General features: G+C 63.5%; 18 protein-coding genes. 4 read left to right on the top strand and 14 right to left on the bottom strand.

Annotation, left to right across the window (positions count from 1 at the left end):
* The 13 genes from RKP46_RS19020 to RKP46_RS18960 all read right to left on the bottom strand — a co-directional run.
* Positions 1-639: hypothetical protein (locus tag RKP46_RS19020; RefSeq protein ID WP_311108073.1), on the bottom strand; the 639-nt coding region annotated here is incomplete at its 3' end.
* Entirely contained in the window at positions 636-824 is a 189-nt protein-coding gene (locus RKP46_RS19015; protein ID WP_300341558.1) for a hypothetical protein, read from the bottom strand. The genes RKP46_RS19020 and RKP46_RS19015, both read right to left, overlap by 4 nt.
* Before the next feature lie 4 nt (positions 825-828).
* Positions 829-1,275, bottom strand: a complete 447-nt coding sequence (locus tag RKP46_RS19010; RefSeq protein WP_311108072.1) for a hypothetical protein — start codon at positions 1,273-1,275, stop codon at positions 829-831.
* A 3-nt stretch (positions 1,276-1,278) separates the two neighbouring features.
* Positions 1,279-1,581: a hypothetical protein gene (locus tag RKP46_RS19005; protein WP_311108071.1), complete on the bottom strand. Its 303-nt coding sequence runs from the start codon at positions 1,579-1,581 to the stop codon at positions 1,279-1,281.
* 2 nt (positions 1,582-1,583) lie between these two features.
* Complete coding sequence (locus RKP46_RS19000; RefSeq protein ID WP_311108070.1) at positions 1,584-2,588, bottom strand: major capsid protein; 1,005 nt, start codon at positions 2,586-2,588, stop codon at positions 1,584-1,586.
* Between the two features lie 17 nt (positions 2,589-2,605).
* A complete protein-coding gene (locus RKP46_RS18995) occupies positions 2,606-2,983 on the bottom strand; it encodes a head decoration protein (protein ID WP_053842397.1) in 378 nt (125 codons plus the stop codon).
* A gap of 18 nt (positions 2,984-3,001) precedes the next feature.
* Positions 3,002-4,264 (bottom strand): S49 family peptidase, encoded by a 1,263-nt coding sequence (locus RKP46_RS18990; RefSeq protein ID WP_311108069.1) that lies wholly within the window; start codon positions 4,262-4,264, stop codon positions 3,002-3,004.
* A gap of 9 nt (positions 4,265-4,273) precedes the next feature.
* The gene (locus tag RKP46_RS18985; protein ID WP_311108068.1) at positions 4,274-5,785 is read right to left on the bottom strand and encodes a phage portal protein; all 1,512 of its coding nucleotides are present in this window, start codon (positions 5,783-5,785) and stop codon (positions 4,274-4,276) included.
* Positions 5,785-6,006, bottom strand: coding sequence for a phage head-tail joining protein (locus RKP46_RS18980; RefSeq protein ID WP_311108067.1), 222 nt, complete (start codon positions 6,004-6,006; stop codon positions 5,785-5,787). The genes RKP46_RS18985 and RKP46_RS18980 overlap by 1 nt, the downstream gene beginning before the upstream one ends.
* Positions 6,006-6,398, bottom strand: a complete 393-nt coding sequence (locus tag RKP46_RS18975) for a hypothetical protein (RefSeq protein ID WP_311108066.1) — start codon at positions 6,396-6,398, stop codon at positions 6,006-6,008. Before RKP46_RS18975 ends, RKP46_RS18980 begins: the two co-directional genes overlap by 1 nt.
* Positions 6,398-6,889, bottom strand: a complete 492-nt coding sequence (locus tag RKP46_RS18970) for a hypothetical protein (RefSeq protein ID WP_020228539.1) — start codon at positions 6,887-6,889, stop codon at positions 6,398-6,400. The genes RKP46_RS18975 and RKP46_RS18970 overlap by 1 nt, the downstream gene beginning before the upstream one ends.
* A gap of 17 nt (positions 6,890-6,906) precedes the next feature.
* Positions 6,907-8,871: a phage terminase large subunit family protein gene (locus RKP46_RS18965; RefSeq protein ID WP_311108065.1), complete on the bottom strand. Its 1,965-nt coding sequence runs from the start codon at positions 8,869-8,871 to the stop codon at positions 6,907-6,909.
* A gap of 2 nt (positions 8,872-8,873) precedes the next feature.
* Positions 8,874-9,401, bottom strand: a complete 528-nt coding sequence (locus tag RKP46_RS18960; RefSeq protein WP_311108074.1) for an elements of external origin — start codon at positions 9,399-9,401, stop codon at positions 8,874-8,876.
* Between the two features lie 117 nt (positions 9,402-9,518).
* Here RKP46_RS18960 and RKP46_RS18955 point away from each other — a divergent pair, with 117 nt between their 5' ends.
* From RKP46_RS18955 to RKP46_RS18940, 4 genes are all read left to right on the top strand, one after another.
* Positions 9,519-9,716 (top strand): DUF6900 domain-containing protein, encoded by a 198-nt coding sequence (locus tag RKP46_RS18955; RefSeq protein ID WP_275852574.1) that lies wholly within the window; start codon positions 9,519-9,521, stop codon positions 9,714-9,716.
* 96 nt (positions 9,717-9,812) lie between these two features.
* A complete protein-coding gene (locus tag RKP46_RS18950; protein WP_311108064.1) occupies positions 9,813-10,337 on the top strand; it encodes a DUF3489 domain-containing protein in 525 nt (174 codons plus the stop codon).
* Between the two features lie 29 nt (positions 10,338-10,366).
* Entirely contained in the window at positions 10,367-10,726 is a 360-nt protein-coding gene (locus RKP46_RS18945) for a hypothetical protein (protein ID WP_311108063.1), read from the top strand.
* 98 nt (positions 10,727-10,824) lie between these two features.
* Positions 10,825-11,193, top strand: a complete 369-nt coding sequence (locus RKP46_RS18940) for a hypothetical protein (RefSeq protein ID WP_311108062.1) — start codon at positions 10,825-10,827, stop codon at positions 11,191-11,193.
* On the opposite strand, the gene RKP46_RS18935 is transcribed toward RKP46_RS18940, so the two are convergent.
* A partial coding sequence (locus RKP46_RS18935; RefSeq protein ID WP_311108061.1) for a site-specific DNA-methyltransferase occupies positions 11,157-11,800 on the bottom strand: 644 nt, incomplete at its 5' end. The two genes, RKP46_RS18940 and RKP46_RS18935, sit on opposite strands and share 37 nt — an antisense overlap.

The raw sequence follows: 11,800 nt of genomic DNA, 5'->3' as shown, positions 1-11,800 counted from the left end.
GATTTCCTTCAGAGGATCGAAGGCCACACGGTACAACTCGACCAGCACCTTGGCGTTGCCCTGCGCCGTGTTGATGCCCTCCAAGCGCAGGTAACGCTCAGGCAGCGCCTGGGTGAAGATGCCGATCTCGGTGGCGATGCCATAGGCATAGCTGGCCTTGAACGGTGCGGTCAGTCCGGTGGTGTCCAGAAATTGGACGGCACCAAAGTCCAGATCGGCGGTGTAGTGCGTGCCGGCGGTCAGTGTGGCCGGCGTGCCTGCTGAATCCGTGACCACCAGGCTCGACACCTTGGGGTGGGCCAGGAAGTAGCGGTCGCCCGGGGTCGGGGTGGCGCCACCAATAGGTTCGGCGGTCACCGTACCCGGCGTGCCGACGACATGGTTGCCGTAAAGGGCCAGAGCGAGGTTTTCTTTGGTGAACTCCTCGATGGTCAGGTTCACCGTGGCCGACTTCTGTTTGACCATGCGGTGGTCCAGCGAACGCTGACCGGTCTGGCTCTCGTAGTGCTCCAGCACATCGGTTTTGAGAGACAGTTTGAGTTCGGCTACGTTGCCTGGCGAGCGGACTTCGATCGGCAAGCCAGCCGTGTTACGTTTGCCGAGAAAGACGCGGCCTTGGAATGAAGCGTAGGTGCTCATGATTTGGGTTCCTTGCGTTGAACGAGGGAGGTTTCAGCCTCCACTCGGGTCGGTTTTGGTTCGGGCATAGCGATGTCGTTGGCCAACAGCCATTCGGCGATGTCGGCATCAACGTCGAGAACATCGCCTGCAGCATGGGTCTTGCCCGCATGGGTATGCGGGCGGTTCAAAACGAGGCGGGGCATAGGGTCATCCTTGGATGGAGATGTCGTTGGCGAGCGTGCGGTAGGTGATGCGATACCGCGCCGGCAAGGCCACCGCCACGGCGTCGGCGTCATCAACCTCCCATTCGCACTCCTGTTCCCTGACGCCGAGCGCTAAACCACCCACCGTTCCATCCGACAACAAGGCGAGATGGGCAGCGGTAAGAAGGCGATCGGCTTCGGTTTCCGGTGTCGTCGGCGCGACGTTTCGCGCCAGAGCAACCAGTCGAACCGTCAGCTCGCGGGTGACGCGATCGTTGGCACGTTCGGTGATGGTTTCAGTCTCGGGAAACACCACTAGTGCCGGACATTGATCCCGGCTAATGGCCACCGTGGGCGAACGGTGCAAGGTGGCACCCAATGCTTCGACGGACGGCCGCACAGCGGCCATCACCGCCAGCAGAATCCGCTCGCGGATCGAATTTCCGGCCATGGGTCAGATCCTGCTGAGTTTGGCGCGCAGCTCCGAGCCATCGCCCACGGCTCGAATGTCACGCACCTGAAACAACTGACCATCGATTTCGACGGTCTCGCGCGCTGCCAACCCCACCAAGACGCTGGCGGGGTAAGACATCACGTACTCTGTGCTGAGCGTCAGACCATCGAGCAGGGTTTCGTCGGGAGCAGCGAATCCCACCGCATGGGCCTGCTCGGGTGAACCATCGCTGGGCCGCCAGACGCAGGGTTTCAGAAACCCGGCGTGGGCGGCCGCCTCAAAGAGGTTTTCGATGAGCGCCATGATCAAGCCATCGTCAGCTTGACCAGCACGCCCGGTCGATGGCACATCGGCAGCGGGTTGGACTGGGTATGGAGATCGGTGCCCCGGTCGAACTTGCGCGGCTCCTGCTTGGCGTACAGCGGCTGGCCCAGCGTGTTGGCCGTCTCGTTGAAGTCGGCTGGCGCGAAGTAGGTGCCGAAGGTGTCGATGGTGCCCAGCGGGAATGCGTGGGCTTCACCGGCAGCGATGAAGCGCCGGCTGGTGCCACTGGCATCGGTGGCCTGGCCACGATATTCCTCGAAGGTGACGCCTCCAAAGGTGAAGCCAGCGCGCATGTCATTGATCAGCACAACACCCTGCTGCCAGTTGGTGAAGGCTTGTTCGACCTTGGCATGGCCCGTGAGCGCATCGAAGAACTCGGGGGAACACAGCACATGGATGCCGGTCATGTACTCGCCCTTGAGGTTGTCCTCCAGGTGGCGCAGCACCTCGGCACACTTTTTCTTGACCTGGGTATTGGCGTTGCCCAGTTCGAAATTCACCGTCGCCGGCGTGATATCAAACTCGTCGTAGAGGTCGTAAATCACCGAACCATCGGCGTCCAGGATCACACCTTTGAGCGCCCCCATGCGCAAGTGCTCCAGGGTGATCGCGTGCTTGTTGCGCATGGTCTCCAGATGGCGTGCCATGACGCCGGCCAGCGATTCCATCTCGGTTTCGGAGCCGAAGGCGCGCAGCCCCTGGACTTCCTCGGGCAACACCACATCGTCGTGCGGGATGTGAGGAATCACAAAGGAACGGACTTTGCGCTTGGCACGCGTGCCCACCGTACCGGGGGACCCGGGCGGCATGGACGGCAGCAGATTGAGCACACCGTTCTGCTCTTCGACCACGATTTGACGGGTCCGCACGGGTTTCGCGGGAAAGAGCTTGATCTCCTCCATGCGGCCGTAGCGATTGGGAATGAGATTGATGGCCGCCGTCATGGATGCCATCGAGAACGCAGGGTTGTGGAAAGGGTTTTGCATGATGGATCTCCCTGGCTTTAAGCGCCGGTGCGCACCAGGACACCCAGTGCTTTGAGTTGGAGGATGGCGGCTTGCTGCTCTTCTGCAGCGATGCCAGCGGGCCACTGGAGCGCGTGATCGGCAACGATGGCGTGACGCGCCACCATCAGGCCGTCGTTTCGATCTGCCAGGTGGGCATCAGCGTCTTGCATCAAGACGCCTGCGGCGTACTGACTGCCATCGGTGGCGGACGGGTCGATCTGCTTGACCTTCCCCGTTGCGGTCACCATGCCGAGGACGGTTCCCAGGGGCAGTGTTTGACCGGCGGCGACGGTCACGCGATCACGTGAGTACAGATTGGGCGCCTCGTACTTGAGGAGATCGCCAAGGTTGAGAGGTTCTTGCAATGCGGGCATTTCAGGCTCCATTCAGATTCATTGAGATCCGAGGCGGCTCTTCACGGCCTGGACCAGGGGGTTGTGGGGTGATGCCGGATTGCCTGCGTTGGCAGCAGCCACGGCGGCTTGCGGGTCGATGCGACTGACGATCTCGGGCGAAGCGTCGGCCTGCGCCGCGAGCAACTGGTTACGCACTTGGGCCGGGGCTGTTTGGGCTTCAAGGAAGCCCGCGATCAGGTCGGTTCGCCCGGCCAGCGTGCAGGTCTGGGCGATTTCCACGGCATCAGCCACGGTCATTGCCGTGGTGGCTGCCGGTTGAGGAGGACTGACAACAGGATCAGTAGCAAGCCGATCAGGAGCAGCGGGGTCGGTTCGATCATTCATAAAAGACTCCATCTGGAGGTTGCGGGAAGAACCCGAGTGGCTCACCCGGGCCGGATGGCCCGGCTGTGAGGTGTCCAGATTCGGGAGTGAGGAAACAGATTCGAGGAGTTGCGCCAGGGCGTCGTCGAAGGTGCCGATGGCATCCGCCAGCCCGATCGCCACGGCGGCTTGCCCGAAGAAAAGACCGGCCTCGGTGTCGCGGACCGTGGATGGGTCGATGCCCCGATTGCGGGCCACCGTTTCGACGAACAGGCCGTAGATGCGATTGACCTCGGCTTTGAGGAAGGCGTGGGCTTCGCTGGAAATCGGCTCGTGCGGGTTGAGATCGTTCTTGCGATCACCAGCAAACACGGCGGTGTAGCGAACGCCGTCCTGCACATCCTTCTCGGACTGGTCGACGTGCATGGCAATGACGCCAATCGAGCCAACACCGCCAGTGCGCGAGACGAAGACCTTGCTGGCAGCAGATGCCAGTGCGTAGGCCGCCGAGAAGGCCATGTCGTTGGCCACGGCCCAGACGGGCTTGATCTGGCTTGCTGCACGAATGCGGTCGGCCAGATCGAACACGCCACCGGACTCGCCACCCGGCGAATCGATGTCGAGCAGGATGGCCGCAACCTCTGGACTGGCCAGTGCCGCATCCAATTGAGCGGCAAGGCCGGCATAGCTGGTCAGGCCGGACTCGGCTTCCAGTCCTACGGTACGGCGCACCAAGGTGCCGTGAATCGGAATGACTGCGATCTTGGGTGTTTGAGCCGGCGCATCACGGGCTGGCGGAGAGAATCCTGCGGGTGCAGCGAGATCGGCTAATCCGACCCTGGGCCCGAGTACAGCCAGGATCACGTCAAGTTTTGGGCGATGGATCGCCAGCGGCACACCGAATAGGCGCGCCGCCAAATGGGGTAGCAATGTCATGGGTGTCCTTCAGACAGGAGGTGCGCTTGTCACTGGATCAATCGGTGCAGCGTTTTTGTTCGGCTCTGCACTACCGCCATCCTTGGATGTGCGACGTGGGTCGGAATCGAAGATCAGTCCCAGGTCGTCGGCACGCTGGTTGTCAGCCGCTATCTCGCGGTCTACGTCCTCGGCGTCATAGCCAAACGCCGAGATGGCTTCCGAGCGGCTCATCAAGCCCGCACGGATGGCAAGCAACATGGCCTTGAACTCTTTTTCTGGGTCGACCCATTGCCAGCCCTGCGGAATCCACTTGACCTGCAGGTACTGGCGCCGCTTAGCCGCTCCACCTCGGGCAAATCCAGGTGCTTCGATGGCGCCGGCTAGCACCGCCTGCTTGAGCCAGGCAGCCCAGACCGGACGACACAGCTGGTGCACCAGAACGCTGTGCTGGACCATCTCGCAACGGCGCCGGAACTCGAGCAGACCGGCCCGGATGCTGGAGTAGTTCACCCCAGTCAAATCCCCGGTGAGTTGCTCATAGGTCACGCCGATCGCAGCCGCGACCGCCCGGAACTGGTTGCGCAGGAAATCGGAGTACGACCCACCCACATCGGCGGGGTCGGAGAACTTGATGTCCTCCCCTGGCTCCAGGATCTGCAGCGTGCCCGGCTCCAAACCGGCCAAGGCGATCCCGTTGGCGTCGGCCGCGCCTTCGCCCATCAGGTTGTCCTCGGGGTTCTGGCGCGTGACGAACCCGGCGAACATGGCTGCGGTTTTTTTGCGGACCAGTTCTGCGTCGTCGTACTGGTCGAGTTCGTTGAGTTTGACCAGGGCGCGCGACAGCCAAGGTTCCCCCCGGATCTGGCCTGGGCGCAGTACGCGATAGAGATGGATGATCTCTTTGGCGTCGATGCGCACGGTATCCAAGCCCCCCTGGCCGGACATCGGCGCCAGCCGCCCGTCTTCAGGATGGGATTTGTAGAGGTGATAGGCGACGCGCCGCCCCAGACTGTCGAACTCGATACCGGCACGCACCACGTTGCCAGACGGCAATTCAGTGTTGAGATTGATCGGCAGGTGCTCTGCCTCGAGCAATTGCAGTTGCAGCGGCACAACCAGACCATCCTCTGGCCGGCGGGGACGCAAACGAATAAAGCATTCGCCCCCTTCGAGCATGGCCCGACATGCCAGCGCTTGCAGACCGTAGAAGTCGGTCTGACCGGCGGCATCGGCCTCTGCAGTCCAATCACGCCACAGTGCCTGCACCTCAGTTTTGAAGCGCTCGTCGCTGGCCAGGCTTTGTGGCTTGATGCCGGTGCCGACTGCATTGGCAACGAAGGCCTCGATGCCCGACTGGGCCCAGGCATTGCGTCGCACCAGGTCGCGGCTCTTGATACGCAGGTCGCTGCTGGTGGCCAGTAGTGCGGCCACCGCTCCGGGGTTGCCGGGCATCCATGCCAGCGAGCGGCGACCACGACCTGCCGCATCGTGGATCGGTGGCTGGCCAAACAGGGTTCGGAATTTGGAGTACCAAGCCATCAGAACCCCTTGGCCGTAGTGACCCGGATCTGGCGAGGGGCACCCGGCCACAGGCCGGTTTCAGCAGCTTGCTGTGCCAGACCGCGTTTGACCTCACGGATGGCCACGGTCAGTTCCTCGATCGAGCGGTACTCGACCGTCTTGTCGCCGAAGCTGACGCGGCGTTCGCCCTTGGCGAGCGCGGTCTCCAGTGCCTGGAGTTGGGATTCTGTGTAGGCCATCAGCGGTACACCACGAGGTTGATTTCAGAGGAATCGTCAAATGCCGTCGCAGCCGTCGCGCAGGAGATGTCGACGTACTGGGCCGTCTTGAGGTCGGAGCTGGCGCGCACGATTGCTATGCGCTGCTGGCCGGTGTTGGTGCTGCTGCGGGCGAGCGCCGTCCAGCAGTAGTTCGCATCCGGCATCGCTACGGCGAAATGCACGCGGTACCGGCCCGCCGCCGTGCGCACGACGCTGGCGACGTTGTGCGCGCTAGCGATGACGACCTGACCGCTGACGTAGCCGAAGCTCACCCACACCCGGGCAAGGCCGGGATGTGTGGCGTCGATCTTGGTCTTGACCTCGAAGCCGATGCGCGCCGCCAGCGCGGCGATGCTGGACGCGAGACTCATCAGGCCAGCGCCCCGTCGAATATCACGACGAAGTCGGTGTCGGTGTTGCCGACATCGCTGGCCGCCACCGCACCGATGTTGGTACGGGCCTGCAGTTGCTCGGCCACCGTCAAGGTCTGCGCCGCGTCGAAACGCACGCGCAGATTGACTGCGGCCAGAAGCGCATCCAGTCCCGTGGTGCCGTTCTGCAGCAACTGCTGGATTTCCACCAGGGTGTCGTAGGCGGCGTCCGCGCCACCCAAAATGTCAGCCTTGAGCGCGTCGAGCAGCGACACGATCTTGTTCGACGAGTAGGTGCTGGAGGTGGCGATCTGGTTGTCGTCGATGGCGGTGGCGGACAGCACCGCCGCCTTCAGCTCGTTGATCGCCGCGACCAGACTCGACTTGTCGGTGGTGGACAGGCCAGCGAGATTGCCTGCCGTCGCCCGGACGTCGTTGAACTCCTGGGCGACCCGGATGACCAGGCTCTCGATACGAGTGGCAAGACTCATGAAAACTCCTCTGAAAATCAGGACAACCAGCGGCTCTTGATGACGCGCCGACGTGGTGGGGTTGCAGAAACAGAGAGGCCACCGCGTTGGGTGGCCTCGTCTGGGTCGAACGCTTGAATCGGGGGCGGCTCATCCGGTGGCCGTTCCATCCCGAGTTGGCGCTCCAGTTCGCGCCAGTGGCGTTCCTCGAAGCGATCCAGGCCCGCCGCCGATGCGGCCGCGCGGGCGTACACGTAGCAGTCGAGCGCTTCATTGCGCTCGCGCATCTTTTGCCACTCGCGCACCGGGAAGCCGTTGCGGTCGCGGCGGGTAATCAACTGTTCGGCGCAGAGCTGCTGGATGAACTCGGCGTCGATCTTGGGCAGGTGGACGAACCCCGTCGGGTAGACGGTGGTCACGCCGTCCTCGCTGACGTCCGCGCCCTTGCGCAGGTTGTTGTAGAACTCCAGCTTGGCGATACCGACCGCCACCGTGAACACCTTGATGCCCCGGCGCAGCTTCTTGCCGCCCTGCGAAACATCGATGGCCGTCGGCGTGCCGATCAGGGCCGCGCCGCGCGGCACCCCCTTGACCGGCATCACGCGCGGGTCACGGCAGGCCCGCACGAAGGCGTAGGCCTCCTGCGTCGCAAAGCCGGTGTCCAGGGCGAACCGGGCCAGCGGCATCGCCGCGCCCGAGGCGTGTGTCCAGTTTTCGGCAAGCAATTCGGCGAGTCGCTTCCACACCGTATCGCGGGCGGTGTCGCCCATCAGCACGCGGTGTTCGACCAGCCAGGACTCCTTGCTACGCCCGAAAGCCCAGATGGACGCCTCGATGCGATCCTTCTGCACGTCGGCAGCGCCCACCAGGAGCAATCCGCCCGGTGGCACCGTGCCGACCCGGTAGTCCTCGCGGCGTTCGACCAGCCGTTGCCAGTCGGGCGCTTCGCCTTCCTCGACCCAGGTTTCACCCAATTCGGTGTTCTTGAAGGTCTTGATGGCTGCCGCCGACCCCGATTCCTTGTTGACGGAGCTTTCCCAGGCGGCGGCAATGTCGCGCCAACCGCGCCAGCCAACCGGGCTGTAAAGCGACGACAGGTGAAACCCCGCTGTCTTGCCCGAGCCGTCGCTGATCATCGCGCGCCACTCACCGTGCTCCAGCATCCAGGTCTTGTGGTGCTCGGCAATCGGCTCATCGCAGGACTCGCAGATGTACGCCGCCGTGTCTGGTTGCCCCTTCTCCCATCGCAACTGCTCGAAGCGGAGCCATTGGCGATGCGAGCAATGCGGGCACGGCACGAAGTAGCGACGCTGATCACTGGCTTCGTACTCCCGCTCGATGGCGCTCGCCCCCGAGATCGTCGGGGTTGAAACGATGAAGATCTTGCGCCGAGCGAAGGTTCGCGTGCGCGCCTCGGCCAGCGAGATCGCATCACCTTCACCCTCGACGTCCAGCGGATAGCCGTCGACCTCGTCGAGGAACAGATACCGCACCGGCATCGAGCGCAGTCCGACAGCGCTGTTGGCCCCGGTCATCACCAGCACACCGCCCCGAAACTCCTTGGCCAGGATGGTGTTGCCCGAGTCGCGCGAACGCGCCGGGGCGATCAGTTCCACCAGGGCAGCGGACTCTTCGATCAACGGGTCGATCCGTTGCTTGGAGTTGCGCTTGGCCATCTCCACCGTCGGCCAGACCGCCATCATCGGGCCCGGCGCGTGGTGGATCACGTAGCCGATCCAGTTCGATCCCATCTCGGTCGCGCCGAGCTGGGCTGCCTTCATGAACACCACGCGCTCGACCGGCGAGGTCGGCGACAGGCAGTCCATGATCGCCTTCAGGTACGGCGTGCGACTGGTGCGCCAGCGCCCCGGCTCGGCAGACGCCTTGCTAGAGAGCATCCGGTGGCGATCCGACCATTCGGACACCGTGAGCAGCGGGTCGGGAGTCAGCCCTTCGCGCCAAGCGCGCTCGATTTCGGCCGCGCCTTCGTATTCCATCTCCATCGTCAATCAACCCGAGGGCGCATCTCGCCCAGTTCCTGCAGGTGCTCACGTACCGCCGCCTCCAGGGCGACGTGCATCGTGTGCGGATCGATATTGAGCTTGGCCGCCATCTGCGCCGAGATGCGCGCGGGCCAGTTCAGCCACGCATCGCGTTCGGAGCGCGCCAGCTTGAAAACGTGGGCGATGGCCTGCGGCCGATCCACCAACTCGCCCTTCAGTCGGGCCAGACGCACCTTGTTCGTCTGCGCCTTGACGACTTCGTTGACCGTGCGCGCCTGAAGCAGCGACGCACCGCCAGCAGGTAGGCCTGCAGGCCCGTCGCCACCACCCTCCGGCACGGCGACCTTTGCAGCCTTGGCCCGCGTACCGGTCTTCGGCACATCGGAGTTGCGAGCCCACTCGCGATCAGCACGGTCGGCATCAATGGTGCCGTCAGCCTCCGGCGTGATCCGACCTGCGCGAATTGCCTTGTGAACAGCGGTGTCGGTCACACCACGGTGACGGGCGTAAGCGCGAATCGAAATGCCCATTTTGAGAACCGGTTGCCCCTTCAATCATTTGTTCGTCATTCACTCGAAATCAGCTTGGCTTCTCTCTGGAACAGCGCGTTCATACGGACGTCATCAACACCATCAAAGGACGCAGCAATGAGCAAGCTCGAACAACTCCTGACCCAGATCGCGCAAAGCAAGCTGGGCATCGAAACCCTGGAAACCCGCAAGTCGGACAGCCTCGACTTCCACGATGTGGCGGTCTGGTGCCTGCGCGATGCCCTGGAGGCCGCGTTCAACGCAGGCGTCGAGCAGGGCCGCAAGGCGGCGAAGTCGGACAAGGCCAACAACTGATCAAGAACCTGCGAAGCCAAGCAGAAAGCGCTTGGCTTCACTCCCGAACAGCGCGTTCATCACGTCATCCCATCAACCCCTCCGAAGGAGAAGCAAATGACCACAACCCAACTGACCCCGGCCCAGCACGCGATCCTGGCCTACGCCCTCGAACACACCGACGGCAAGATCGACTGGTTCCCCGACAACATCAAAGGCGGCGCACGCAAGAAGGTGCTCGACGGCCTGTTCAACCGCGCCCTGATCACCTCCGACGGCACCCACTGGTTCGTTGCCGCCGAGGGCTACGACGCGATGGGGTGCGCCCGGCCAGCGCCTGCGCCAGTGACCGCAGACTCCGAACTCGACGCAGCCGTGACGGCAGCCGAGGCCACCTGGGCGCAAGAAAAGGCGGCCGCCAAACCTCGCACCCGCGAGAACAGCAAGCAGGCCACCGTGATCCAGATGCTGCAGCGCCCCGAAGGGGCAACGGTGCAGCAGATCTGCGAGACCACCGGCTGGCAGGCGCACACGGTGCGCGGCACCTTTGCCGGGGCCTTCAAGAAGAAGCTCGGCCTGACCATCGTCTCGGACAAGGCCCAAGGTGGCGAGCGGGTCTACCGGATCGCCGCAGAAGCCTGATCGCCACGCCAACACCCAGGAGAACATCCATGAGCACCATGACCATCACCATCGAACGCACGCCTCGCACCCTTCAGTTTGGCGACACCACCTTGCAGGTCGAGGAGTTGAGCGTCCGATTGCCGTTTGCCCGCAAGCCTGCCGACTTGGACGAAGTTGGTGGCCAGGGTCAGACCAAGGTCTACGCCACCGAGACGAAGGAACTCACCGTCGACGAGTTCGATGCCTTTGCCCGCAGCCTGTTGGTATCGCGCGACTGGCTGCGTGGCAAAGGTGGCGGCACCGGCGACGGCTATCTTTGCGTCGAGGTCACTGCACCGGGTCGCCCCTACCTTTACGTGAATCCAGAGGGCGGCGACTACGCCCGGTACGTGGCCCGTCTTGGGTGATCGAAATAGATTGAGAAAGAAGCCAAGAATAGCTTGGCTTCTCAATCGAACAGCGCGTTACTACGGGTGTCGCAACGATCAACCAAAAGGAGCCAGAGATGAACACCAACCAACAGATCCCCGCCACCCAGAACGAAGCCTGGGGCTTCTGGGGCACGATGAACGAGCACGCCAGCACCGCGTGGCCCCTGGCGATGACCGCCATCTCGGACGCCACCAGCCAACCCCTCGAATCAGTCCGAGTCTTCCTCGACAGCCGCCACGGACGCCACTTTGCCGACGATGTGCAAAACGGGCTGTACCGGGGCCAGACCCTGGCGGACGCGGTCACCGCCGCCACCCAACAGTGGATGGGCTGGACGATTGGCCGCCAGACCAGCAAGCGGTACGGCATCCCGCGCGGCCTGCCTTACCTGACGGGCTTTGTGATTCACTGCGAGATCGCCGAGGAGTCGCTCGCCGCCTGATCATCGAACAGCGCGCCATCCGACTCACGGGTGGCTTGCTTGCCAGTCCATTCCTGCCAGCGGCGCACGATCACGTCCACGTACTTGGGGTCGAGTTCAACCAGTCGAGCCAGTCGCCCTGACTTCTCGGCGGCGATCAGCGTCGTACCGGAACCGCCGAACGGATCGAGCACCACGTTGCCGGGTCGGCTCGAATTGCGGATCGCGCGCTCAACCAACTCCACCGGCTTCATCGTCGGATGCAGGTCGTTCTTCTGCGGCTTCTTGATGTTCCAGACGTCGCCCTGGTCGCGGTCGCCGCACCAGTGACGCTGCGCGCCCTCGGGCCATCCGTACAGGATTGGCTCGTACTGGCGCTGGTAGTCGGCCCGGCCCAGCGTGAAGGTGTTCTTGGCCCAGATGATGAATGTCGACCACTTTCCACCGGCGGCACGGAACGCTGCCTGCAGCACATCCAGTTCACTGGACGACATCGCCACGTAGATGCCGCCCCGGCAGTGCGCGATGGTCGGCGCCAGCGCCGCCAGCAGGAAGTCGTAGAAGCCGTCGCCGAGGTTGTCGTTCAGGATCGCGCGATCCTTGCCGCGCATCTTGTCCTTGGCGCTGT

It is taken from the genome of Accumulibacter sp., assembly GCF_031732815.1.
Classification (GTDB): domain Bacteria; phylum Pseudomonadota; class Gammaproteobacteria; order Burkholderiales; family Rhodocyclaceae; genus Accumulibacter.
Note: the sequence above shows the minus strand (reverse complement) of the source record. Positions and strands in the feature narration are given on the sequence as shown.